We start from the raw sequence: 25579 nt of genomic DNA, 5'->3' as shown, positions 1-25579 counted from the left end.
GATCAGATAACTCCATACTCTTCCAACATCCGCCCAATGATGGTCTTATCCACATACTTCCGCACAAAGAACGGAACGGATATCTTCTCGTGATCACGCAGAAACGCGGTGGACTTAATCAATTCGCGCACGTCATAGATAGACCCGAACACCTCCGGCACGCCACGCTCAATCTTCAACAACTGATACACAGCCTCCATGCCGGTGCGCACGGAGTACTCCGTCGTAAAGATGCAGTCGCGCGTCGATTCCGCAAACTGGCCGATGAAAGCAAAGTTCTTCACGCCTTCCGGCACCACCAGCGGACGATCCGTTCCATTGCGTGTCAGGAAGAATGCCGTAATAAACGGCATCATGCACGGGCGCGTAATGGCTCCGTTCGCCGCCAGTTCCTCAATCTCCTGTGGCGGCACTCCCAGGTGATATAACCACTCCTTTGTAATCTCTTCCCCAGTGCAGTCACGCATCGCTTTTTTGACATAATCACCGGGACGATCCGTAAACAGCGCGTAGAACCAAACCACCGTCTGATCCTCAGGCTGTTTTTTGAAGTGCGGCTGCCGATTCACAGTCCAACTGATCAGCCACGAAGAATCGCGCACGCTGACAATGCCACCCGTCACCACCTTGCCCGAACGTGTGGGCCGCTTCGCAATCTTCTCGATGTATGCAGGAATACGTTGATCCAGCGTCGTGATGGACGCTGACGCCCACTGCGACTCCTCAGCCCGCGTGCAGAATTTATCCGGCCTGCCAAATGAAGGATCCTGCGCAGCGATGTTGCGCCACAGATGCCAGCTCCCTCCGTCATGCACAATCGGATCAAACTTCGCAGGCGTATGGTGATCGCCCCACTCTGAGTTCTCTACCAGTGATCCGTTGGTCACGAAGACAAGCTCGTTCTCCGTAATATCCACTCCACCAACGCGGCCTTCATGAATCCAATCAATACGCCGCGCCACCTTCTCCGCAGGCGCAATGTCGAAAACAACATTCATCACCTGCGTGTCGAACTGCACCTTCACGCCCTGCTTCTGCAACCACGTAATCAGCGGCAGCACCAGCGATTCGTACTGGTTGTACTTCGTAAACTTCAGAGCGCTGAAATCAGGCAGCCCGTTAATGTGATGGATAAATCGTTGTACATACAACTTCATCTCCAGCGCACCATGCCACTCTTCAAAGGCAAACATCGTGCGCCAGTACAGCCAGAAGTTCGAGGCGAAGAAGTCCTTGCCAAACACCTCATTGATCCGCTTCTCATACAACTGTTCCGGCAATGCCAGAACCAGCTCAATGATTTCCTTACGAGCCTTGCCAGACAGCGTAAAGTTCATGCCCGTCTCGGCATCCTTACCTTGTTCAATGGTGGCGCGCTGCAATGAAAAATTAGGATCGTCCTTGTTCAGCCAATAGAACTCATCCAGAACGGACGCGCCTTCGATCTCAAGCGACGGAATAGAGCGATACAAATCCCACAGACACTCAAAGTGGTTTTCCATCTCACGACCGCCACGGATCAACCATCCTGTCTGCGCATCGCCAGCACCATCCAGAGCACCGCCGCCAATCTTTGACGCTTCCAGTATCGTGATGCGCTCTCCCTTCATCTGTCCATCGCGGATGAGAAAGGCTGCAGCGGCCAGCGAAGCCAGGCCACCACCTACAAGATAGGCAGACTTATCGTCCACACCCGCAGGCTTACGCGGACGCGCAAATGCCTCGTAGTTTCCAGCACTGTAGTACAAGGAGGACCTCCTGTCATTTTCGGGGAGTGCGGACAGATGAGCCCAATCGTCGAGGCGCCATCGGCCGTGCAGCCGATCCTGACTTTAGTTACCAAGCAAGGTACCACCATTGCATGTCAAAGAGGCACAACAAGCAAAACGAAGAGGCCAGCCAAATCATCGGCTGGCCTCTCGCGCTGTTAAGCGTAGGAACTACTTCCAGGAAACCGGCGCAGCTTCCTTCGGCTGCACCGCAGTGCATGGGTTAGGACGCTCAGGAGCCGTCGCACCTTCCGGCAGCATGAACTCCTCCACCGGCGTGCGTGGCAGCGTGCTCTTGCGAGCAGCAATCACACGCGCATTGGGCACCGGCGGCGCAGGCATCGTCGCCACTGAGCAGCGCGGCACCATCTGTTCTGCATTCGCCAACGCATACAGCGTCAACGCCTCTTCCACCGCAGCCTCGCGCATATCCGGCTCATAGATGCGCTCGTACGTATCGAAGCTGGTGTGATGCGTATACGTGTTGTAGTCAAACGGATCCTGGCTATAACCAACGCCCGGCAGTCCCGCATTGTTAAACGAGGTGCTGTCAGTTCCACCAGTCTGTCGGCCAACCGTCGGGCTCACGTGGAAGAAACCCCAGTCCTTGAAGTTATCCATCGCGCCCTGCACCATCGCCGCAGCCTCCGGCGGACCAAACACGCTTGCAGCGCGCGGCTTGCTCGTACCATCATCCAGGTTCAGATAAGCGTCCAGCTTGTACCACTCCGGCTTCGGGTTTTCCGCACTGCCAAAGTGCTGCGCCACATACGCCAACGAACCGTACAAGCCCTGCTCCTCACCGCTCCACAGTGCCACACGAATGGTACGACGATGCGGAAGGTTAAGCACCTTAATCAATCGCAACGCTTCCACGGCAACCGTGCTACCCGCAGCGTTGTCCGTAGCACCAGTCGCCGGATTCCACGAATCAAAGTGACCGCCCGCCATCACCACTTCGTCAGACTTGTCCGTACCCGGCAATTCGCCAACCACGTTGTAAACCGTCTTGCCTGCGGGATAGAACTCGCTCTTCACGTTCAACCGAATCGTCACAGGAAGATGGTCGATCTTCGTCGTGCGATAGATGCGACCATAGTCCTCATTGCCCATCACCAGCGTCGGCAGGTTCGGGCTATCAGGATTCTCGTTGTAACCAGCGGTCGACTGCTGCAACACAATACCGTAAGCACGGCCCGAGTCCGTCACCTTGGCCAGCGCACCATTCGCAATCAGGAACTTGTTCACCTGCCCCGTTACCTCGGCAAGCGTCAATCCTTCCGTCTTCGGAGGAGTCGGCGGTGTGGGGAAACCACCACGACGACCAGCCTGCTGCTCCCACTGCTCATCCGGGCGACGCAGCGTTGCTGGCGCAAAGTTCTCCGGTACTTCCACATGCGGTCCATAGAAGATAACCGAACCCTTCACCTTGTCCTTGATCGAAGCAAGGTAAGCATCCAGATCAGCCTGCGTCACAGGCTTATGCTCTTCCGGCTTAGCCGCAGGCATCGGCGCGGGAGACGTTCCCGCCTGCTCCATCGCCTTCAACTGTTCCGGCGAAGGCCCACCGCCACGACCAAACGCACCACCACCGCGACCAAGAGCAACCGGAGGAGGCAGAGGCGGTTCCACCACCAGCACCTTGCCTTCAACCATACCCTTGGTTCCCGGCGTCCACGACACCGCACGCACATTCAGCGGCTGCTGGAACGGCGCGGTAACATTCGCCACCGTCTCGTAGTTCTGCCATCCCGGATGGTTAAAGTTCCACGGCTCCAGGTGAACATTCTGGAATCCCCACGCCTTCATCTGCTTCACAGCAAAGTCCTGCGCAGCCTTCAGTCCCGGCGAACCCGTCAGACGAGGACCATACACATCGGTGACTTCGTGCAGCCACCACATCAGCTGCGAATCCTTGGTCTCCTGCGCGCGCAACTGCGTGTTCACGTCAGAAACAGCGGGTGCCTGCGCCATTGCCGGGACTACAGCCAGGCAACTGGCAGCGAGCATATGAACCAGAAATCTGGCCATGCGTAACTCCTTGTGGGCCTCAGCCCAACCGAAATGCGATGTTTGGAAGATTTCATCCTAACACCGGATATTCGCGGCCAATCAAGGAGATTTCAGGGCCGCAGCGAAGCCAGATATCCCGTAATCGCCACCATCTGCGACAGCGTCATGTTCTGCACGACCGGCTTCATCATCGCGGCATGCGTTCCATTGCGCGCACCTGTTTGAAAATCAATCAATTGCCGTGTCATCTGGCTCGGGGACCTGCCCGCAATCGACGGCACATCGCCGACACCGCGCAAGTCTTTCCCATGACACGCAACACAAGTCCGCGTCAGCGCCTTGCCCTTCTTCAACGAACCCACAGGCACATAAGCCACAAACCCTGAATGCGGATTGCGCAACTCCGTCTGCTCCAGGTCCTCCGGCACTTCCAACACACGATCACCAATCGGCTCTGTCTGCTTCGTGTCCGCGACAACCATCATCAGCGCGCCCACCTTAGTCAACGGCACACGATTCGTCTCCACCACACGAATCCACTTCACCGGCTTGAGCGAAGCAAAGTAGTCCACACCCGCCTCTACCTCTTCCTGCGTAGCCTGTTGAGCCGTGTGAATCATGGCCCGAGTCGATCCAAAGCGAGGCTCCGACGACTTCCGCAAACCATCGCGAAAATCCGCCATCTGCTGGATCATGTACCCCTTCGACAACCCGGCAACGCTCATGTTCTCCGGCCGCCCCATACCCGTAGGCAGATGACAATGCCCGCAAGCATTCACACCCGGCGCACGCCCCACTGCAACTACCTGCGGCATCTTCGGATGCTCATTCGGGAACCAATCCGGCACCAGGAACAAACCCGGAATCTCTTTATCCGTATAAGAAGCCGAGCTTCCCGGAACATGCTTCACTTCGCCAGTAGGCTTTGCCGCAGGCTCAGCAGGCGTACCCGGCGGCAACAACGGCCATGCCCAAACCGGCAACGACTCACCCGCATTCTTCTGCGCATGGACACGAAGAGACAACGGCAGCAGAGAACCTGCGACCACACTGGCAACAGCAAACCATCCAAGGGATTTCACCGCAGCATTCTTCCACACAACAGAAGCAGTACGAGCGCGCCATCACACGACGCGGCGTAATCTCAGCCAAACCGGCCGGTCACATATTCTTCCGTCTCGCGTCGGGCAGGCCGCTGGAAGATCACGCGCGAAGCATCAAACTCCATCAACCTTCCTGCCATGAAGAAGCCCGTATAGTCCGCCACACGCGCCGCCTGCAACATGTTGTGCGTCACGGTGATGATGGTGCACTGCTCTTTCAACTCCACCATCAACTCTTCAATCTTCGCGGTTGCAATCGGATCAAGCGCCGAACAAGGCTCATCCATCAGCAGCACTTCCGGATCAATTGCCAACGCACGCGCAATGCAAAGTCGCTGTTGCTGGCCGCCGCTCAAACCAAGCGCAGACGAGTGCAACCGATCCTTAACTTCATTCCAGAGCGCCGCACGTCGCAGGCTCTTCTCGACACGCTCGTCAATTTCGCCACGCCCAACAATGTGGTTCACGCGCAACCCATACGCAACGTTGTCATAGATCGACTTGAAGAACGGCATAGGCTTTTGAAACACCATGCCCACCTTGCGCCGCAGCACAATCGAATCAAAGTCAAACAGGTTCTGCTCACCTAACAACACATCGCCAGCGATGCGCGTATGCGGCACCGTCTCATACATGCGATTCAGAATGCGCAGAAACGTCGACTTACCGCAGCCTGAAGGCCCAATTAGCGCAGTGACTTTTCGCGCGGGCAGCACAATCGAAATATCGTGCAACGCATGAAAGCCGCCGTAATAAAAATTCACCTCGCGTGCGGTGAATTGCGGATGCGCAAAGTCCTCCGCCACTGCACCCTGCGGCGCAAACACACTCGCCAGCGAACTCATCGGCCCACCCGTCGTCCGCGCTGTAAAATCACACGCGCCACAATGTTGATCGCCAGCACCGCCATCAGCAACACAAATCCCGCAGCCCAAGCCTGCCGGTGCCAATCCTCATACGGCGAAATCGCGTAGTTAAAAATCATCACTGGCAAAGAAGCCGTGGGCTCGTTCACGCCCTTGCTCCAGAACTGGTTTCCAAACGCCGTAAACAACAGTGGAGCCGTCTCACCCGCCACACGCGCCAGGTTCAGCATGATGCCGGTAACAATACCCGTAATCGCCGCAGGCACGATCACCGTGAACACCGTCTGCGCCTTGCTCGCACCCAGCGCCAGTCCGCTCTCACGCATACTGTTCGGCACACCGCGCAGAAACTCTTCCGTCGACCGCAGCGCAATCGGAATCATCATGATGCCCAGCGCAATGCCGCCCGCTAGCGTGGAGAAATGCCGCATCGGCAGCACCACCAGCGTGTACACAAAGATGCCCATCACAATCGACGGCACACCATTCAGCAAATCCGTCATGTAACGCACCAGCCCTGACAGCCAGCCGCGTCCAAACTCCGCAAGATAAATCCCCGCCAGCATGCCAATCGGAATACCAATCGCACTAGCAATCAGCAGCATCTTTAGCGAACCCACCAGGGCATTCGCCATGCCGCCGCCTTCTTGTCCCACAGGCGCAGGCAACTTGGTGAAGAAGTCCCAGTTCAGCGAACGCGCACCATGCCACGCAAGATAACCCAGGATGAAGAACAGCACACTCACCACCAGCAGCGTGCAAAGCCCGGTCAACGTGAGCATCACCGCATTCACCACGCGGCGGCGTTTCGGAGGATATACAGGCGACGCCATCAGTCGTCATCCTCCCTGTCCGACCAAAACCAAACAGTGTTATCCGTTCCCTTGCGAATCACAGCAAAGTCGTCTTCACAGCTATAGGTTTCATAACCTTCACCGCGAAGCGTGTCGGAGGAGCTGGTCGAGCGCACCTCTTCCGGAAACCACTTGGGCAAGCCGGTTTCAACAACGAACCCATCCTTGTCCAGCTTGCACTTCGCTAGGAAAGCATCCGTCGCGTCGCTCGTGAACGTCCCCACGTAACGCTCGGTATCCGTATCGCCGCTCACCTTCACAGCGCGCAAATTTTGCGGCACTCCATGCGGCATCCAACCACTTTCCACATACTGCCGAACAGTCTCGGCAGATGGATTCGCCGCAGCCGCATCAAACGTATTGTCACAACCCAGCAGCGTAACCAGCAACAACGGTGCAACAGCAGAAAGCATGAGTCTCATCACGCATTCACCTCCTGCACCTTAAAACGCAGCATCAGTAGCCGTGCGGCTGCATTAATCAGCATGGTCGTCACAAAAAGAACCAGACCAAGCTCAATCAACGCATGAATATAAAGATCGCCCGTCGCCTCGGTGAACTCATTCGCAATGACGGATGCAATCGTGTATCCCGGCGCCAGCAGCGAAAGATGTACATCCGGCACATTGCCAATCACCATGGTCACGGCCATCGTCTCGCCCAGCGCACGCGCCAGCGCCAGAAACACGCTGCCCATAATGCCTCGGCTGGCATACGGCACCACCGCGCGCCAAGTCACATCCCACTTCGTCGCGCCTAGCGCCATCATCGCTTCACGCTGCGATGCAGGCACGCTCAACAACACCTCGCGCGAGATCGACACGATGAACGGCACAATCATGATGGCCAGCACCACCGAGGCGGAGAAATAACTCACGCCATAGAACGCGCCCTGAAAGATAGGTAACCAACCAAACAATGCACGCAGCGGCGGCACCACATAGTTGCTCAGGATCGGCACCAGCACAAAGATGCCCAGCAAGCCGAAGATCACACTCGGCACAGCCGCCAACAGTTCCACAAGAAATGTGAGGATGTCGCTCAACTTGCGCGGCGCCATCTCCGCCAGAAAAATCGCAGCGCCTAATCCAATGGGAATCGCAATCGCCAGCGAAAGAACACTCGTAACAAGAGTCCCGTAGATAAACGGCAACGCGCCGAATATCTCGCTGCCCGGATCCCACTCGCTGCTCCAAAGAAAACGCCAGCCTGACTGGTGCCGCGACAGCGCCGAATTTACCCACAGATGCTGCGCCAGCAACCCGGTAATCAACACCACCGTCAGCGCGGCACAAATCGTAATCAGATACGCAGCCTCATCGCCCTTGCGCAACCGCTCCATGAACGACAACTTCGTCGCCCCTGCAGGCTTCTGCGCAACCATCTCCGACGATGTCTCTGTGGTTGTCATTCCCATCTCTTCAGTACTGCAGCAGCTTCAGCGCCTGCAACTCGCGATCCACAATATCGTTCGACAATGGCGCATACGAAAGTGCGGCACCATACTTCTGCCCGTCCGTCAGGCCCCACGTCAAAAACTCTTTCAGCGCCGCGCCCTTCGCGCGATCCGCCATCCTCGTCGGCACCAGCATCCATGTAAAGCTGCACACAGGATAGCTGCCCACCCCTGGCGGATTCGTAATGTCCGCGCGGAAATCGGCTGGCATTAACTTCGACATCGCCGTAGCCGCAGCCGACACAGAACGCAGATCCGCCTTAACGAACTGGCCCTCACGATTCTGAATCTTCCCGTACAGCATGTGGCTGTTCAGCGCGTACACCAGCTCCACATAACCAATCGAGTTCGGCATCTGCCGCACCAACCCAGCAACACCCTCATTGCCCTTGCCGCCCAACCCCACCGGCCAATGCGGCGACGTCGATACCCGCACCTTCGCCGCAAACGCCGGATTCACCTTCGCCAGGTAATCCACCCAAAGGAACGAGGTGCCGCTGCCATCCGCGCGATGAATCACCAGGATGAATTCATTCGGCAACTTCACACCCGGATTCGCCCGCGCAATCTCCGGATCGTTCCACTTCTGAATCGTGCCCAGAAAAATCCCGGCCAGCGCCGCCGACGTAAAGTTCAGCTCCGCCGAAACGCCGGGCAAGTTATAGACCGGAACCGCCGCCCCCAGCGCCGTAGGAAAGTGCAGGATGTTCGCGCCGTTCAGCTTAGTCCGCGCCTCGGCCAGCTGCGAATCCGTCATAGGCCCATCGGTGCCGCCAAAATCCACGGTGCCAATGCTCACCTGTCGAATACCGCCGCCCGACCCGATGCTCTGGTAGTTCACCTGGATCCGCGGATGCGTCTTCAGATACTCGGCAGCCCACTTGGAATAAAGAGGATAGGCAAAGGTCGAGCCAGCTCCGGTCAGCGTCATCTGCTGTGCCGCGGCAACCGCGCCACAGCCAATCCACAACAGCAGAGCGCACATCCCTGCGACCCGACGAAGCAAAACCACCCCTGAGAAAAACGGAAATCCAGCAGCAGAAACCATATCCGCGCCGCCTGCCAACATCGTCTCACACGGAGCGCCTGCCCCAACACTAGCCCATCGCCATGAACGCACCATGAACGCCGGGGTGCGTCGCTCATACAGGAAGCCTAAAATCTTCCAGAAAGCCATGCCCATCGCCACGCTCACCGTCGAAATCGCCATCGAGCACGCGCAATCCCTCAAGGACCGACGCCAGGTCGTGCGTTCCATAAAGGACAAGCTCCGTCACGGCTTCAACATCTCCGTCGCCGAGCTCGACGAAACACCCATGTGGAACCGCGCCACCATCGGCATCGCCGCCATCCACAGCAGCCGCGATTACCTCCAGGGACAGCTCCACGAAGTAGAGGAAGCTGTTAACCGTCTGGCGGTAGGTCTGGGAGCAATTGTCTTAGACACCCAGACCGATATCCTCGACTAACAACGACATTTAGCCGCGAAGCCATGCCTCGGCGCGGTACGATACTCACATGCTTAAAGGCACACTCATGACCATCCGCCTGCTGTGGCTTGTGAACCTCATCACGGGCGCATTGTTTTACTTCCACACGGTGGCATGGCCCATCAGCGTACACATGTATATCGGCTTTGCCATCGCACTGCTGATGATCGTGCTCGGCCTCATGGGTCTCGGACGCGCAATCGGCCTCGCCCTTGGCACCATCGTCATGGCCATCCTGCTGCCCGTCATCGGCATCATGCAGCTCACCCACATCGGCCGCCCGGACCTGCCCTACATCCAGATCACACACCTCATCATCGGCATCGCGTCGATCGGGATTGCGGAAGTCCTCGGCAAGCGCCTGAAGACTGCGTAATGATTCGTACCTTGTTGGAGCGGAAGCAGTACGGCAGGCGTTATCGCGTGCTGCACGCTTCAACAGTATGGGATCTACTTTCTCCCCTCGAATGCATAGAGCAAGGTGGCCGTTTCGTCGCTTTCTTTGTCGCTCCCGATTGGCCAAACGAACGGCAAACCTGGATTCAGGTCGCAACGAGCCTGCTCAAACAAGGCCTCTGCTACTGCTGTGTGTGGGCCAACGGCAACGCAGAGGGTCTGCATGACCTTATTGATCGCATCATTATTGACGGCAGGTTTTATGAGGATGACGACCGCAGCGTCATCATGACCACCTGGCATGATCGGGACGGCCTTGCCGAGGCAGCCTTTTTCTTTGTCCATTGTGCAGAGCCTGCGGCAGCTTACGAGTCGCTCTGTCATGACTGGATCGCCATCGGAGTAGGCGACAGCAAGCTCGCAATTGACACCATGAAAGCCGTGAAAGCTCAGCTCGACTAAGACCTGCTATCCTCCTCGCGATGACCGAAGAGACCAAAGCCAACGCTAAAGCCGCCACCGTCGCGTTGGTGCTGCTCACCTCGCTCAACCTGGTCAACTACATTGATCGCTACATCCTGCCCGGCGTGCAGGAGATGATCAAGTCAGAGTTCCACGTCTCCGACGAGCGCATAGGCGCGCTCACCACATACTTCTTCCTCACCTACATCATTGCGGCGCCGCTCACCGGCTGGCTCGGCGACCACTTCCCCCGCAAGCCCCTCATCGTCATTGGCGCTCTGCTCTGGAGCAGCGTCAATCTCTTCACTGCCATGGTGCATAACTTCGACGGACTGCTCTTCCGTCACGCCGCACTTGGCATCGGCGAAGCCAGCTTCGGCATCTACGGCCCCGCGCTCCTCAGCGACTACTACCCACCCTCGCAACGTAACCGCGCCCTCACCATCTTCAACGTCGCCATCCCCGTCGGCGCGGCGCTCGGCTACAGCTTCGGTGGATGGGTCGGCCAAAATCACGGCTGGCGCTCAGCGTTTTATATCTCCGCCGTCCCCGGCGTACTCATCGCGTTTGTCATCCTCTTCTTCCTGCGTGAACCTGAACGCGGCGAATCCGATACCCGCGGCGAAAAGAAAAAGTCCGCCGCAGTCTTCGATCTGCTCAAGAACCCCGCCTACCTCACCGCAACCATGGGCTACGCGATGACCACCTTCACCATCGGCGGCATCAGCGCATGGATCCCCAGCTTCCTGCAACGCGAAGCAGGCATGTCCGCCACGTCCGCAGGCTTCTCGGTAGGTGCCATCACCGCAGTCACAGGAATCCTCGGCACAGCTATCGGTGGATGGTGGGCGCAACGATGGCTCAAGACCGATCACCGCGCTCTCTATTGGGTCTGTGCCATCGGTCCAGCGTTATGCATCCCGTTTGCATTGTTCTGCTTCTTCGGACCGAAGCAATTCATGCTGCCATCATTAGCCATCGCAGAGCTGGCACTCTTCCTCGGCAGCGGCCCGGTCAACGCAGCCATCGTCAACTCAGTCAGCGCACGCGTCCGTTCCACCGCGCTCGCAGGCCAACTCTTCCTCATCCACCTCTTTGGCGACGTCCCATCGCCACGTATCATCGGCTTCGTCAGCGACCACACAAACCTGCACATCGGCCTCGGTGTCTCCGTCATTGCGCTGGTCGCATCCTCACTCCTGCAATGGTGTGGAGCGCGCTTCGCTCCTCGCGATACGTCCGCGACATCCGCCGTCCCGCAACATTCTTAATCTGCAGCAAAGATTTCGACTTTTCCCGCCACTCAAATTTCGTACTCATCTACAGGAACCAATACCGCTCAGCTTCCGTATAACGCTTCATCTCTTTTTGAAGCCGGACGCCGTGAGCCGGTCGCTGTCCCTGTAAGACCAACGATTTTTTGAGAGAACTACTGTGAAACTGAATCTGTTCGCCCTGCTTACGGCGGTAACACCTGCGCTTGCACTCTCTGCGGCTGGCGCGCAGTCCAAATGCACTCCGCTCAACGGTGTGGTGCATGACTCCACTGCCGCAATCATCCCCGGCGCATCGGTGCAGATCGACGACACCGCCCCCGTCACCGGCGACGCCGCAGGCCGCTTTCATATCGCCTGTGCGCCTGAAGGTCGCCACACCCTGCAGGTCAAGTTCAGCGGCTTCGCACCCTTGATGATGCCCGTCTCGCTCCCCCGCGCCAGCGAACTCTCCATCACCCTGCAGCCCGAAGAAGTTCAAACCACGGTCGACGTAGCAGACACCGACGACGAAAATCCCGCCGCAGTCAATTCCGCCACAGCCACCGGCCCCTCCACGACCATCTCCGGCAAGCGCCTCCAATCGCTGGCAGACGATCCCGACGATCTCCTGCGCCAACTCCAGCAGATGGCTGCAGCCGCAGGCGGCGCACCCGGCAACACCACCATCTCTGTTGATGGCTTCGTCAGTGGCGACAACAATTCGACGATCCCACCGAAATCCTCCATCGCGTACATCAAGGTCAACCCCGACCTCTTTTCCGCCGAATATCGCAACCCACCCTTCGGCGGCGGACAGGTCCAGATCTACACCAAGCCCGGCCAGCCCTCGTATCACGGCGCTCTCTTCGCCACCAATTCCAGCGCGTGGATGAACGCGCGCGATCCCTTCTCCGTTAGCCGGGCCGCTCTCGGCAAACAGCGCTACGGTTTTGAACTCACCGGCCCCATCCGCAAAAAAGGTTCGGACTTCGTTCTCAATCTTGAACACCGCACCGTCAACAACTTCGCCGCCATCAACGCCATCAACGTCGACGCCTCTGGCAACCAGACGCCCGTCCTCGCCAACGTGCCCACCACGCAAAGCCGTTGGATCGGCATGGCGAAAGTCGACTGGCAACTCAACGACAAGAACACTTTCATCGTCAGCTTCAACGCATGGCATAACGACCAGCAGAACATGGGCGCAGGCGGCACCACGCTTCCTGAAAACGCCTACGCCAACAAGCAGTACGATCACGAACTCCACATCACCAACGTGACCGTCGTCTCGCCCAAGATCATGCATGAAGCGCGCCTCGGCTTCGAGTTCGACGGTCGCGACCAGATCCCCAACTCTCTCGCTCCGCAGATTCAGGTCGCTGGCGCATTCACCGGCGGTGGCAGCACCAACGGCGCATTCCGCGACCACGAAGTCGACGTCGAATTCGATGACGACGCCATCATCAATCTCGACAAGCATCTCCTCAAATTCGGCATCCAGTCTGAGCTGCTGCGCGAACGCTTCCTTTACACCACCAACTTCAACGGCACATGGCTCTTCGGTGGTGGCACTGCGCCGGTCCTCGACGCGAACCACAATCCCACCGGCCAAACGGAAACGATCACCGGCGTCCAACAATACGTGCGCGGACTCAACGGCTGGGCCGGTGGCTCGCCCACACAGTTCTCCAACATCGCTGGCAATCCCACCATCAACCTGTCGCAGTACCGCATCGCCCTCTTCTTCCAGGACGATTGGAAGGTTGCGCCACGCCTCCACTTCGCATGGGGCCTGCGTTATTACACGCAGAGCAAGCCCATGGTGCATAACAACTTCAATCCGCGCTTCGGCCTCTCATGGGCACCAGACAAAGACTCTAAGTGGACACTGCATGCTCACGCAGGCATGTTCTCCGGACGCTTCTCCGCACATAGCTGGGCACAGTTGCTGGACAACGATGGTGTACAGCGCACCACCAGCCTCATCTATTCGCCCACATGCAGCGGCGTTTTCAATCCCAACACCTGCAACCCATTCACAGGAGCCACACCACTCCAGTCCATCCGCAACGTGGAACCGCACCTGCCCAACCTGTTCTTCAGCATTCAGAACCTGGGCTTCAGCCACACCATGGGCAAAAACTGGAGCATCTCTGCGGACTACTACATCGCGCAACTGTGGCATTACACGCGTTCGCAGAACATCAACTCGCCGCTCAACGGCCAGCCGCTCGGCCCACGTCCTCTGCAGCAGAACGTCAACATCCTTCAGTGGCAATCGAACGGTCGCGGTTACGGCAACGTTATCTTCATGGGCCTGTCCAATCAAAGCCTGAAGTACATTCAGTTCTCTTCCGGCGCTGTGCGTGTGAACGTCATTGACAACACCAACGACAGTCCCTTCTACACACCGCAGCGCACCGGCTCAAACGTCGGCGAATTCGCACGCCGCTCCGGCAACGCTCTCTGGGAAGTCTTCGGCAACGCCACCGCGAAACTGCCCTACGCCATGCAGCTCAGCGCCAACCTCAACGCACAGGGCGACACGCCGTTCAACCTCACCACCGGCTTTGATAACAACGGCGACGGCAACTTCAACGACCGTCCCTTCATCGCCCCCACCGGCACGCCCAACTGCACCGCCACCATCGCATCCAACTGCGCCTATCAGACGCAGTACGGCCTGCTCTCTACCTCAGGCACAGGCGCCACCATCGGTCGCGACGCAGGCAACCAGCCCTGGACCCTCTATCTGGACACCAACCTGCAACGCACCTTCAAGCTGACGCACAACGCGAAGGCAGAACACCCGCAATCGCTAACAGCAAACATCCGCAGCTCCAACGTACTCAACCACCTCAACGTAACCAACGTAGGCAGCGTAGTAGGCTCACCCACCTTCGGCAAAGCCACCCAGGGCGACAACGGCCGACGCATAGAAGGCGGCCTCCGCTACAGCTTCTAACACCATCAGAAACAGCAGTAGCCAACAACCACGATGCAACGGAAACCCCACGTCTCGATTCTGAGACGTGGGGTTTCCTTATCGGACCAGCGGGCTTTCCCTGACACGGACCAGCAGTTTCTTCAATTGAGCAAAGTCCTTTTCCCCAAGCTCCGCGCTCCATTCGCACTCGATCTCGCGCATGCTCTCAACGATCCTGGCCCATGCCGCATGGCCGCGCCGGGTAAAGCGCACAATTCGCGCGGAGCCACTGTTTGATGCGTCCATCCGCTTCAGATACCCAAGCTCTTCCAGGCTGCCCAGCAACCGGTTCATAGCCTGCTTACTGATGCCAGCGCGTTCAGCCAGAACGCCCGGGCGCTCGCCATCCGGCCCGGGATACCGCATCACCGCGATGTGAGGAAGGGCAAGCCCTTCAAAGCCCGCCTCGTTCAGTTCCCGCACGATGCGCCTAAAGATTGCCTCAGTGGGAACGCGCAGCAACGCGCCAATCAGGACTTCACCGGGTTTGAGGGGGGATTTTTTCAGTGAAACGGCCATTGACACTCACCTGTAAACGATGTTTACTTCCCTCTGTAAACACAGTTTACAGAATAGAGGATGCATGACTCAACTTCACGCTGTCGGCCTCGAAGTTAACCCTGCAGAGGAAACCATCTTCGTCGGCCCGCTTGGTATTCGCTTTCTTCTCACGGGAGAAAACTCATCGGGCAGCGTTGCCACTTTTGAGATGACCGTCCCGCCCACCGAGGGACTCCCTGCGCCACCCCATAGCCACAACGGCTACGAGGAGACGGCCTACGGCCTGTCCGGTGTGCTGACCGTGACGGTCGAAGGGAAAATATTTGAGATAGGTCCGGGGCAAGCGGCCTGTGTTCCTCGCGGAGCCGTGCATAGCTTCCGCAACAACACCACGGACGACGCAAAGGTGCTTTGCATCATCACACCTGCGGCCATTGGGCCGGAGTACTTCCGCGAGATAGCAGCTGTACTCAAGGCCGCAGCCGGAGGGCCGCCTGACCGCGCAAAGATGGTTGAAATCATGCACCGTCATGGACTGAAACCGGCCATACCTCCCGCTTAGAGACGGGAATGCCTGCTTACTACGCTCATCCCATGACTGCTGCCCGCATGAAGCGATGCCTCGGTTATTCATAATGTCAGGGAGGTGGAAGATGCAGGACGAATCCATGACAAGCGTGAACGTAAGACAAGCAGTTCCGTTCTTCAGCGTGACCAACATGGAAGCGTCGCTGCGCTTCTATGTGGACGGGCTTGGGTTCACCATGGAAAGTGTTTTTTGATTTAAACAAATCCGATATTGGCTTTAGTGGTGTAGATTTCGTTTCGTATCTCAAGAAAATACGAGGTGATTGGTTATGGAACACTGCAAAGAAAATTGCACGTGCGAATGCCATCGTTGCGACTGCTGCATTCGCTTCCGCGAGGGATGGAATGCGGGCAGCATCTACCGACCTTGTGATGCAGTGCCATACAACGGTTCCAGCTATGCGGCCATTCACTGGAATCAGAACGATCCGCCTCCTAGCCCAAATTGGGCACTAATCGCTTCCAAAGGAGACACGGGACCTGCTGGTCCGCAAGGGGAAGTGGGACCTCGAGGCCCAGCGGGTCCAAGCACTTCCTCGGAGACATTCGTTTCATACGCAACAGCCATTGTGAACTTTGGAAATGATGGAGCCGATTTTGCCCAGATCAAGCTTCCTGCGGGGTCTTACGTAATTTGGGCCACGGTTCAACTCAGGAATACTGATAACGATCCACAGTCGTGGGGAATCGAACTATCGGCCACGAACGGTGCAAGTATCCAGGGAAATGTCTCGGGACGCATCGCAGCCCTTCCGGAGAGCAGCATTCAGGTGGTCCCAATTCTCGCAACTTGCGAATCACCAACTTCGGGAACAACTGTTACGTTCCGAGGGTTTGGCTTCAACATATCGGTATATCCGAATAACGGTGGAAGAACATGTTCCATCGCGGCGATGCCGTCGCCTATCGTCTATGCATAGACGAAGTTGTAAGCTTGGCATCTCAGTGATTGTCTCCGCTCATTTGGATTGATGCTGGTAAACGCCGTACCAGCTACAACTCTCCAGGCGTGCCAATGAGGTAGAAAGATGCCAGACGAATCCATGGCAAGCGCGAACGTAAGACAAGCAGTCCCGTTCTTCAGCGTGATCAACATGGAAACGTCGCTGCGCTTCTATGTAGACGGCCTCGGTTTCATCATGAAGCGCTGGTGGATTCCAGATAGCCATCAAGATGGAGACAAGCCCAACGGCAAGATTCGCTGGTGTTGGCTTGAGCTTGGCGAGGCCGCGATCATGTTGCAGGAGTACATCCCGGAACGCAAACCGAAAGAGCCGCTGGGATCAGGAATCAACATCTGCTTTCAATGCGAAGACGCGCTAGCGCTCTATCGCGAATTCAAATCACGCGGCCTACAAACCCGCAATCGTCCCTTCGTAGGAAACCGCTTATGGGTAGTCCCAGTCATCGATCCTGACGGCTACCGCATGGAATTTTCAAGCCCCACAGACGCACCCGAAGAGAGCGAACTCGAAGAGTCGCTCTCTCATTGATCGCTAACGATTGGACAGAACCGCCTCGCATCGCTCACGCTGGTAGAGAGCCTTCCGCTTGAAGCCTTTGTGAGGAGCAACAGAAGCATGGATCAGTCCGTAACCATTTGGTGCAAAGCCATCTTGTTTGACATGGATGGCACACTTGTCGACTCAACTGCAGTTGTCGAACAAGGCTGGGCCAAATGGGCTTCACGTCATGGACTTCACCTCGAGTCCATCCTCAAGTTCTCGCACGGACGTCCCGGATCGGCAACGATGGAGCACTTCCGCCCCGGACACGATCACGCCGCAGACGTCGCAGAACTCGCAGTGCATGAAGAAACCACTCTGGAAGGCATCGTCGCCATTCCCGGAGCCCTCGAATTTGTAAAAGCAATACAAGGCCATCCATGGGCGATCGTCACATCAGCTTGGAGAACGTTAGCCACCATCCGCGTAAACGCTGCCGGACTACCGATGCCAGAAGTCCTCGTTCCAGTGGATGAGATCAGCAAGGGCAAACCAAATCCAGAAGGCTTCTTAAAAGCCGCAGAAATACTGGGCGTTCAACCCAAAGACTGCCTCGTCTTCGAGGACACACGCCCCGGCATCGACGCAGCACTCAGCGCAGGCATGCAGGTAGTAGGACTACTAACCACCATGCCAGCAGAGCAACTGCAACACGATCTATTAGTGCAAGACTTCCGTGCAGTATCAGTCACTCCGCAAGGCGACCAACTCGCAGTTTCACTCGCGCTCGCGAATAAAGCATAAGAAAGTTAACTAACCCCTCAGCGGAAGCGCCTTCTCCTAAAACTTGGAAAGCGCAGCAGCAGCCTCCGCACCCTCAAGCCTGGGAGCAACACGGTCAACCCCACCCTGCTGCCGAAGAACAATGCTGTCATTGTGCCCATCGCCATTGCGAGGAAAGATCAAATGAAATCCATCAATCCGCGTGAAGAATTCTTCTGATGACAGCGCGAACAGCGGAATCCCATCTTCTCCCTTAGCCTGGGCATAGAGCTGCCCATCCTGACGATAGATTTTGATCAACCCACCATCTGCAGTCTTAAACACTCCCTCATCGCTACTAAGAATCGATCGATCCACCGCCACCGTTTTGTAAGTACGCAGCGGCGCATCCGATAAGGCTGCAAAACCAAGATCGTCAACACTCCCACCGATATTCGTCAGAATGACGACGCCGCGTTTCCTATCAGCCGTAAACCCGATAAAGCTCGCATAACCAAAGGTCGTTCCGTTGTGCCAGATAACATCCTCAGGCAGCGACGCACGCGTCATCCAAGCCATACCAATGCGCTCTGTCTTATTCACATCGCGAAGAGGCTGCTGCGCTAACTGAAAAGAAGACGACATCGAAGTCCCACCAATCGCCATGTTTGCCTTCAGATAGCGCAGCATATCGTTGCCCGTACTATCAATGCTCCCGCATCCCGCAAGAGCATCATCAAACCGCCAATTCTCTGCTTCCCTGTTGTGATTGTTATGCCCCGTCGCCAGATGCGCCTTCATCCTATCGGTCAGTCCAACCGCGGTCATCGTCATTCCAAGCGGCTGAAAAATCTTCGCTCGCAAAGCCTCACCATAGTGCTGAGGTTGCGTTAACGCGAAACCCAACAACCCAAACCCAAGGTTCGAATACTCATAAGCTTCGCCGGGATTGCGTTTCAACACATAGCCAGCAAGAAAGGCCTTCAACTTCGCCGCATCATAGTCAGCATAAGGATTTGCCGCATCCGCAGACCTCATATTCTCCGGCATATAAGGCAATCCAGAAGACTGCGTCGCAAGATCCGCCAACGTGATCGAGACACCATTACGAGCAGGAACGTTGTAATCCGGGAGCAAAGCCGTAACCGGAGTATCAGTCTTCACACGTCCTGACCGAATCTCATCGGCCAACAACGCAGCCGTGAATGTCTTAGTGATCGAGCCAATTTCATAAACCGTGTCTCCATTTGGTTTCGCTCCATTGGAAAGCCTCCCAAACGTCTCCACCTCACTGCGATCGCCATCCACATACGCAATCACCAGCGTTGGATACCACTTGGCATCCACGCGCGCCTGAGCCTCCGCAAGCACTCTCTGCGGTAAGAGCGATTTCCCATTAACGCGATCGGCTCCAGCCATCACATTCTGTCCGCACATGGCCAGACAAGCCACCAGGAAAACTCCCGACACAAACCTCATAACTCTCCTGAAACGAACAGGCGCTCAGACACAAACAACACCGATAAGAAATACGTGGATCGCCACAACTCAGAAGGCAAAATATCGATGGCGTACATTTCAGTCCTGCATCAGGAACTTAAACAGATGAGGGATCTATGATTCCGCGGGCAACTCAATCGTAATCACCAGGCCACCGTCGCGTGCCGACTGAGCGGAGATGAAACCGCCATTCGCAAGGACGGCCTGTCGTGCGATGGCGAGTCCCAGTCCCGACCCTCCGCTTATGCCAGTCAGTTCGGATCCTGACAATGTTACGAATGGTTCGAAGATAGCTTCCTCTTGTTTGGCTTTAATACCAGGTCCATCATCTCGAATAACGATGAGCCCTTTGCGCAGCGTTTCAACTCGTGAGAGTGAGACTTCGATTGCGATACGTTGCCGCGCAAATCGAACTGCATTTCGAAGGACGTTGTCTACGGCTCGTTGCAGAAGAACAGGATAACCACGAACCACAAAGCTTTCGACCACTGTACTCTCAACAGTTTTTTGGTGTTGCTCGGCCTCGAACATTGCGTCACGATGCGCTTCTTCAATAATTGTTCGCACATCGAAGAGTGTCGCTTCTTTATTTACTTCATTCCCGCTCTCAATTCTCGCGAGTAACAACATCTCGTGTACCAGGCTATTGAGGCGATACGACTCCTGGCGAATGCGATCAAGTTCCTGTTCAAGATCTTGACCAGCCTTCCTTTGTGCCAATGCCAGCGCGATATTCAGGCGCGTAAGAGGAGAACCGAGTTCATGCGATGCGTGCGCCAAAAAATCTTTGTATCCGACAACCAGAGACTCAATGCGTCCAGCCATCCCATTGAACGTACGAGCCAAATCCCCCAACTCATCCTTGCGTGTTGCAAGCGGGGCCTGCACTCTCACCTTCAGATCTCCGCCTCCGAACTTTTCCGTCGCAGTATTTAAACCGGTAAGTGGACGCACAACATAAGCCGCTACAAACAGAGAGAGAACGCCCGCGATGAAGATCGGTGACAATGTGCTGAGATGACGAAATAAAAAGTGCGGCTCCGCGGAAGGAATCGTTGCTAGATAAACATTCGGCCGTGGAGCAGAATCAATGCGAAGCGCCACGTCGGTGCCCTCTGGTGAAAACTTCACCACGAAGCCACCACTCTGCTCCGCACTCCGCACCATCTGTATTTGATCGGCGGAGAGAGAATGTCCCGCAAGGTCAGTCTTGATCGCAGTGTCGACTGCCACCAGCCGTCCATTCGCGCAAGCAGAACCGTCTTCGTGAAGTTGGGGTTGACCACTCTGATGTTGCAGTACTGCTCGTTCAGCACATCCTTCCAGTGCGTGGAACGGAACGGCCCGCGCTCCAAATGGCTTAAAGACAGACGGCAAGGATAATGCCAATAACGCAACCAATGACATCACGGCCCAGGTGATGAGCATGGTGCGAAAAAACAACTTCATGTTCCACTCTCGCCGCTCATCTGCACGTAACAATACCCTACGTTGCGAACAGACTTGATTCGCTCCGAACCATCGGGATGTGTTCCAAGCTTTCGCCGAAGATTGTTCACTAGATTGTCGATACTACGATCGAAGCTATTGGGTTCACGCCCAAAGATGATGGGAATCAATTCTTCACGAGTGAGAGGTTCTCCTGAGCTAAGCAACAACAAACGGAGTAAGCCATATTCCGCTCCAGTCAGGTCAAGCCGCTGACCGGATAACAAGAGAGATCGTTCTGCCTCATACATCGCAAGGTCGCCCACCACAATCTGACCACTCCTCTCTTTGCGGTGTACGCGTCGCAGTATGGACTTGATGCGGGCAATCAGTTCTTCTGGCTGGAATGGCTTGGCTAGATAGTCATCAGCGCCACTCTCTAGTCCACGTACTCGATCTACCGACGCATCCCGCGTAGTCAGCATGAGAATCGGCGTGTCTGTGAATTCGCGTAAGCGCTTGAGCACTTCGAAACCGTCGATGCCAGGCATGCTTACGTCGAGGATGATGAGAGAAAAGCATCTCTGACGTGTTTGAAGGAGTCCATCTTCGCCACTCAGTGCCGAATGAATAGAAAAGCCTGCTGGGATGCAGTACTCCATAAGCAGAGACGCGAGAGAACGATCATCGTCAATCAGCAGCAGAGGGATCGATTGTCCCGCATCCGTTACCACTTGACGTGTCATTAACGTATTTTCGCTCATCCTGATCATGGGAACGTCGAGAACTGCCGCCAGATATTCGGAAAAGGCCATCATCATTTCAAATCCCTCATGGTCACACAGCTCGATCTCTGGTTGGTTGTGACGTAGAGAATCCCGCTATCCGTCTCGCCAGGGCTCGGATGCCCGACGCAAGACAGCACATCAAAAGAGCCTTTTCCGGAACCAATGCGCCAACCATAGGCGAGAGCCACTGGATGCTTGTTGCTATGTGTGTAAGCGCGATGCTTAAGGATGTGCTGTGCCGCTCCCCTCGTGATATGCGTGCATCACCAAACGGCGAGACCGAAACTGACATCTTGGCTGCGTGCTGAGTAAGGCTTGCCCTGCGGTTATGAAACATGCTGGCTCCTGTGTGCTAGACGGGAGCTTTGGCGGGAAGATGCGTTAGTCGACACTTCTCAACACAGGATGAATCTTTCACTGGTTCGTTGTGAAAGAGATTTGTCGTGAAGTGTCGAGAAGTAGTTTCTCGACCTAACGAAAGCACCTTGAGCCGCTCTAATCGGGAAAGAGCCACTCAATCCAACGCTCGGCCGCACTGGCAACAAGAACGTGCTGCAGGTCGAAACGAAGGCTCGCAATAACAAATCATCAAGTGTTCCCGGGAGATTATGAAGGACTGCTTCGCCTCGAAAAACCTGTATCAGCTGTTTGCCACAATTGCGATCGCCGTAGCCTCGCTTGGTATCGCCAAATCCGCAAACTCTCAGAGCGTGCTCTTCACAGAGACCTCCATCGCAAGCAGTAACCCGACCGCGAAAGATACATCCTCATCTCTCACCGAAGTCGATGCGCTCCCGGACGCACCCGCTCCTCAGAACGAAATGGACGCGCAAGATCAAGAGACATCGCATCAGACACAGACGAAGATCAACACAATTCCTCTGTTGCCTCCCAAGTTTGTCTCTGGAACCATGCTCACCGCACACGATAAGTGGGAGATCTACTATCACAAGACCTATTCACCAGCCGCAGTGATTTACCCGCTCTTTGGCGCGGGCATGAAGATGGCAAACCCGAAGAAAGAGTACCCGCGAGAATGGCAGGACGGAATGGGAGCCTTTGGGCGAACTACGGCAACGAGCTCGCCCAGCGTTCGGCTCGGAGTACGGCAGATTTCGCCACACAAGTACTGTTCCACGAAGACCCTCGATACAAACGTTCCGAGAGCAAGAACCCGGTAGTGCGTATCAGCCATGCCTTGGCATGGACAGTGGTGGATAAGTCCGACTCAGGTCACCGCATGTTCGCACTGAGTACCTTCACGAGTTCTGCGGCAGGTGGCTTCGTCGGCATTGCGTACCTTCCGGATGGCTACAACGACGTCACCCACGCTGAGCAACGCATGGCCATGGGAATCGAAGGGAAGGCAATTTCGAATCTGCTCTCTGAATTTCAACCCGTTTGGGGACCTGTGGCTGCCAAACTTCGAGTTCCGAAATTACTTCCTGAATGGTGGGGACCAAAGCGATAGAATTCGCCGCATACCGCTGGGCCATCTTGGTACGAAACTCGAACCTTACGCAAGGAGAGCTTCAGAACCATTAGAAAGTGCTGTCAAGCCCTTGGACCACCTAAACACAACAAACCAAATAACATAGAGTTGGCATGGTATTTCCACCAAACAATTAAAATAGAAATAGAAGAGAAAAGGGCCGCGCTGAGCGCGGCCCTAACTCTTTTAGAAAGACGATTTTGCCTCTAACCCCAATCGGAAGACGATTTTACAGCCACTCAAAACGTAAACCCAATAGAAAGACGATTTTAGAAAAACAGGGGGAGGGGGAGGGTCCCACCCCAACACGTCGAAGTGCCGTTGAGAACGGTACGAAATAACTAGCAGAGCTGATTTTCCGGCGCTTCCCCAGCGTCATGCGCAAGAATGCCATTCAGCACCAGCATTCCCATCGCATGACGAGTATCGGTCGTAGCGCTGGCAATATGCGGTGTCAGGAAGACATTCTCCAACTCGATATACCGCGGATCGAGCGCAGGCTCATTCGCATACACGTCTAGCCCCGCAGCGAATACACGACCAGACTTCAGCGCCTCAATCAACGCATCATCATCCACCGTGTCACCACGAGACACATTCACCACCACAGCATTCTCGGGCAGCACCGCAATACGCTCACGGTTCAGGAAGCGGTGCAGCTCCGGCGTTCCCGGCGCGCAAAGCACCAGGAAGTCGCTCACGCGCAGCAGTTCTTCCGCGGACGCATGGTAAGTCGCACCAAGCTCCTCGGCGGCAGAGAGCTGACGACGGTTGTGATAGTGGATCTCGGTACCAAAGCCACGCAGACGCGCCGCAATCGCCTGTCCAATGCGGCCCATGCCAAGAATGCCCGCACGACGACCAGTCAATCCAATACCCAGCAACTGCACGTTGCTATAACCCGGCCACTTACCACTGCGCACCAGCGCCTCAGCCTCATGCCCACGACGCGCGGCATTCAGCACCAGCATCACAGCCAGATCGGCGCACGCATCGGACAATACCCCGGGCGAGTAGAAGACGCTCACGCCATACTCGCGGCAAGCCTCCAGGTCGATGTGGTTGTAGCCCACAGACACCGTGCCAACAGCCTTCAGCTCCGGCTGCAACGCCGCAATCACCTCACGCCCCATCGGCTGCATGGCCGACACGAATACCACCCGGCAACCCCGTGCCCCCTCCAGCACTTCCGCCGCGGAAAGAATTCGATCCCCTTCCGCACGAACCACATCGAAATGTGTCGCAATGGCGGCTTCAACGGTTGCAGGCAAAGGTCGGATCAGGAAGGCTTTGGCGCGTGTCATATCGCTCCATTATCGCCGTAATCCAAGCGATGGTTCGATGTCCATCGAAGCATCATCCAATATGCATGAGCAGGCAATTACAGGTTTCTGTACTCGATCTGGTTGGTATGCGTCCCGACGAATCCACCGGCAACGCCATCGCGCGCAGTGTGGAGACGGCGCAACACGTGGAACGTCTTGGCTACAAGCGCTTCTGGCTGGCGGAACATCACAGCATCCGCGGCCTCGCCTGTTCGGCAACAGCCGTCCTCATCGGCCACGTCGCAGACAAGACATCCACCATCCGCGTCGGCAGCGGCGGCATCATGCTTCCCAACCACGCACCATTAGTGGTCGCGGAGCAGTTCGGCACACTGGCGTCGATGTACCCCAACCGCATCGACCTCGGCCTGGGCCGCGCACCCGGTTCTGACATGCCCACCATGCGTGCCCTCCGCCGCACCAGCAGCGGCGACGACTTCCCCGAACTGGTAGCGGAGCTACGCCAGTATCTCGGCGACCCCAAACCGGGCCAGATCGTCCACGCCGTCCCCGGCGAAGGCACCCACGTACCCATCACCCTGCTAGGCAGCAGCGGCTACTCCGCCCAGTTAGCAGGACATCTCGGGCTGCCCTTCGCCTTCGCCGCCCACTTCGCCCCGCAGTACGTCGAACCGGCCATGGAGCTCTACCGCCGACACTTCACACCGTCCGATGTACTAGACAAGCCATACGCAATGGTCGGCCTCCCAGTCATCGCCGCCGACACGGAGGCACACGCCAAGCGGCTGTTCACCACACCCCAGCAACGCTTCCTCTCCCTGGTACGCAACCAACCCATAGAGGTACGCCCCCCAGTAGACTCCATGGCCGACCTCTGGACCTCCGCCGAAGCCGACGCCGTCGCAGCGCGACTTGCACTCGCTGTTGTTGGTGATCATGAATCTGTAAAACAACGACTGCAGCGCACCGTAGATTGGCTCGGAGTGGATGAGATCTTCGCTGTGACCGATACCTACGAGCAGGCTGACCGTCTCCGCTCGTACGAGATACTTGCGGATGTAGCGAAGGAGATCACGCTACCTTCGTAGTGTCAGCAGCAATAGCAAAGGCGCATGCAGAGAGCATGCGCCTTTGTGTA

General features: G+C 56.5%; 25 protein-coding genes. 12 read left to right on the top strand and 13 right to left on the bottom strand.

Features of this window, described 5'->3' with window-relative positions:
- Window positions 1-2: 2 nt before the first annotated feature.
- The 8 genes from BLT38_RS02510 to pstS all read right to left on the bottom strand — a co-directional run bounded on the left by BLT38_RS02510 (window position 3) and on the right by pstS (window position 9271).
- Complete coding sequence (locus BLT38_RS02510) at window positions 3-1748, bottom strand: oleate hydratase (protein ID WP_083343759.1); 1746 nt, start codon at window positions 1746-1748, stop codon at window positions 3-5.
- A gap of 192 nt (window positions 1749-1940) precedes the next feature.
- The gene (locus BLT38_RS02505) at window positions 1941-3800 is read right to left on the bottom strand and encodes a M20/M25/M40 family metallo-hydrolase (protein WP_083343758.1); all 1860 of its coding nucleotides are present in this window, start codon (window positions 3798-3800) and stop codon (window positions 1941-1943) included.
- Window positions 3801-3892: 92 nt separating this feature from the next.
- Window positions 3893-4864 carry a c-type cytochrome gene (locus BLT38_RS02500; protein ID WP_083343757.1) on the bottom strand — a complete coding sequence of 324 codons (972 nt, stop codon included), beginning with the start codon at window positions 4862-4864 and terminating at the stop codon, window positions 3893-3895.
- A gap of 62 nt (window positions 4865-4926) precedes the next feature.
- Window positions 4927-5730, bottom strand: a complete 804-nt coding sequence (pstB, locus tag BLT38_RS02495; protein WP_083343756.1) for a phosphate ABC transporter ATP-binding protein PstB — start codon at window positions 5728-5730, stop codon at window positions 4927-4929.
- The gene (gene pstA, locus BLT38_RS02490) at window positions 5727-6584 is read right to left on the bottom strand and encodes a phosphate ABC transporter permease PstA (RefSeq protein ID WP_083343755.1); all 858 of its coding nucleotides are present in this window, start codon (window positions 6582-6584) and stop codon (window positions 5727-5729) included. The genes pstB and pstA overlap by 4 nt, the downstream gene beginning before the upstream one ends.
- Entirely contained in the window at window positions 6584-7027 is a 444-nt protein-coding gene (locus BLT38_RS02485) for a hypothetical protein (protein ID WP_083343754.1), read from the bottom strand. The genes pstA and BLT38_RS02485 overlap by 1 nt, the downstream gene beginning before the upstream one ends.
- The gene (gene pstC, locus BLT38_RS02480) at window positions 7027-8016 is read right to left on the bottom strand and encodes a phosphate ABC transporter permease subunit PstC (RefSeq protein WP_197674916.1); all 990 of its coding nucleotides are present in this window, start codon (window positions 8014-8016) and stop codon (window positions 7027-7029) included. The genes BLT38_RS02485 and pstC overlap by 1 nt, the downstream gene beginning before the upstream one ends.
- 10 nt (window positions 8017-8026) lie before the next feature.
- Window positions 8027-9271, bottom strand: coding sequence for a phosphate ABC transporter substrate-binding protein PstS (gene pstS, locus BLT38_RS02475; RefSeq protein ID WP_231966698.1), 1245 nt, complete (start codon window positions 9269-9271; stop codon window positions 8027-8029).
- Between pstS and BLT38_RS02470 the strand changes: the two genes are divergently transcribed.
- From BLT38_RS02470 to BLT38_RS02450, 5 genes are all read left to right on the top strand, one after another.
- On the top strand, window positions 9237-9530 hold the full coding sequence (locus BLT38_RS02470) for a DUF503 domain-containing protein (protein ID WP_083346879.1): 294 nt from the start codon (window positions 9237-9239) through the stop codon (window positions 9528-9530). The two genes, pstS and BLT38_RS02470, sit on opposite strands and share 35 nt — an antisense overlap.
- Before the next feature lie 49 nt (window positions 9531-9579).
- Window positions 9580-9927 (top strand): hypothetical protein, encoded by a 348-nt coding sequence (locus BLT38_RS02465; RefSeq protein WP_172838115.1) that lies wholly within the window; start codon window positions 9580-9582, stop codon window positions 9925-9927.
- On the top strand, window positions 9927-10409 hold the full coding sequence (locus BLT38_RS02460; protein WP_083343751.1) for a DUF7684 family protein: 483 nt from the start codon (window positions 9927-9929) through the stop codon (window positions 10407-10409). The genes BLT38_RS02465 and BLT38_RS02460 overlap by 1 nt, the downstream gene beginning before the upstream one ends.
- Before the next feature lie 20 nt (window positions 10410-10429).
- The gene (locus BLT38_RS02455; protein WP_083343750.1) at window positions 10430-11680 is read left to right on the top strand and encodes a spinster family MFS transporter; all 1251 of its coding nucleotides are present in this window, start codon (window positions 10430-10432) and stop codon (window positions 11678-11680) included.
- Window positions 11681-11843: 163 nt separating this feature from the next.
- Window positions 11844-14630 carry a TonB-dependent receptor gene (locus BLT38_RS02450; RefSeq protein WP_083343749.1) on the top strand — a complete coding sequence of 929 codons (2787 nt, stop codon included), beginning with the start codon at window positions 11844-11846 and terminating at the stop codon, window positions 14628-14630.
- A gap of 78 nt (window positions 14631-14708) precedes the next feature.
- Here BLT38_RS02450 and BLT38_RS02445 read toward each other — a convergent pair whose 3' ends face one another.
- A complete protein-coding gene (locus BLT38_RS02445; RefSeq protein WP_083343748.1) occupies window positions 14709-15170 on the bottom strand; it encodes a MarR family winged helix-turn-helix transcriptional regulator in 462 nt (153 codons plus the stop codon).
- 64 nt (window positions 15171-15234) lie between these two features.
- On the opposite strand from BLT38_RS02445, the gene BLT38_RS02440 reads away from it, so the two are divergent.
- The 4 genes from BLT38_RS02440 to BLT38_RS02425 all read left to right on the top strand — a co-directional run bounded on the left by BLT38_RS02440 (window position 15235) and on the right by BLT38_RS02425 (window position 17989).
- The gene (locus BLT38_RS02440) at window positions 15235-15714 is read left to right on the top strand and encodes a cupin domain-containing protein (RefSeq protein WP_083343747.1); all 480 of its coding nucleotides are present in this window, start codon (window positions 15235-15237) and stop codon (window positions 15712-15714) included.
- Between the two features lie 91 nt (window positions 15715-15805).
- Window positions 15806-15934, top strand: coding sequence for a hypothetical protein (locus BLT38_RS21010; protein ID WP_269456831.1), 129 nt, complete (start codon window positions 15806-15808; stop codon window positions 15932-15934).
- Between the two features lie 834 nt (window positions 15935-16768).
- Entirely contained in the window at window positions 16769-17233 is a 465-nt protein-coding gene (locus tag BLT38_RS02430; protein ID WP_083343745.1) for a VOC family protein, read from the top strand.
- A gap of 87 nt (window positions 17234-17320) precedes the next feature.
- A complete protein-coding gene (locus BLT38_RS02425) occupies window positions 17321-17989 on the top strand; it encodes an HAD-IA family hydrolase (protein ID WP_083343744.1) in 669 nt (222 codons plus the stop codon).
- Window positions 17990-18025: 36 nt separating this feature from the next.
- Here BLT38_RS02425 and BLT38_RS02420 read toward each other — a convergent pair whose 3' ends face one another.
- The 3 genes from BLT38_RS02420 to BLT38_RS02410 all read right to left on the bottom strand — a co-directional run bounded on the left by BLT38_RS02420 (window position 18026) and on the right by BLT38_RS02410 (window position 21696).
- On the bottom strand, window positions 18026-19426 hold the full coding sequence (locus BLT38_RS02420) for a serine hydrolase domain-containing protein (protein ID WP_083343743.1): 1401 nt from the start codon (window positions 19424-19426) through the stop codon (window positions 18026-18028).
- Window positions 19427-19561: 135 nt separating this feature from the next.
- A complete protein-coding gene (locus BLT38_RS02415; protein ID WP_083343742.1) occupies window positions 19562-20896 on the bottom strand; it encodes a sensor histidine kinase in 1335 nt (444 codons plus the stop codon).
- The gene (locus BLT38_RS02410; protein WP_231966697.1) at window positions 20893-21696 is read right to left on the bottom strand and encodes a response regulator transcription factor; all 804 of its coding nucleotides are present in this window, start codon (window positions 21694-21696) and stop codon (window positions 20893-20895) included. The genes BLT38_RS02415 and BLT38_RS02410 overlap by 4 nt, the downstream gene beginning before the upstream one ends.
- Window positions 21697-22271: 575 nt before the next feature.
- Between BLT38_RS02410 and BLT38_RS02405 the strand changes: the two genes are divergently transcribed.
- Together BLT38_RS02405 and BLT38_RS02400 are read left to right on the top strand one after the other, a co-directional pair.
- Entirely contained in the window at window positions 22272-22844 is a 573-nt protein-coding gene (locus BLT38_RS02405; protein ID WP_083343741.1) for a hypothetical protein, read from the top strand.
- Complete coding sequence (locus BLT38_RS02400; RefSeq protein WP_083343740.1) at window positions 22844-23134, top strand: hypothetical protein; 291 nt, start codon at window positions 22844-22846, stop codon at window positions 23132-23134. The genes BLT38_RS02405 and BLT38_RS02400 overlap by 1 nt, the downstream gene beginning before the upstream one ends.
- 362 nt (window positions 23135-23496) lie before the next feature.
- Here BLT38_RS02400 and BLT38_RS02395 read toward each other — a convergent pair whose 3' ends face one another.
- Entirely contained in the window at window positions 23497-24459 is a 963-nt protein-coding gene (locus BLT38_RS02395; protein ID WP_083343739.1) for a 2-hydroxyacid dehydrogenase, read from the bottom strand.
- 65 nt (window positions 24460-24524) lie between these two features.
- Here BLT38_RS02395 and BLT38_RS02390 point away from each other — a divergent pair, with 65 nt between their 5' ends.
- Entirely contained in the window at window positions 24525-25529 is a 1005-nt protein-coding gene (locus tag BLT38_RS02390; protein ID WP_083343738.1) for an LLM class flavin-dependent oxidoreductase, read from the top strand.
- Window positions 25530-25579 lie beyond the last annotated feature (50 nt).

Source organism: Terriglobus roseus, assembly GCF_900102185.1.
GTDB classification, from domain to species: Bacteria; Acidobacteriota; Terriglobia; order Terriglobales; family Acidobacteriaceae; genus Terriglobus; species Terriglobus roseus_A.
This window is presented reverse-complemented; position numbering and strand designations above follow the sequence as displayed.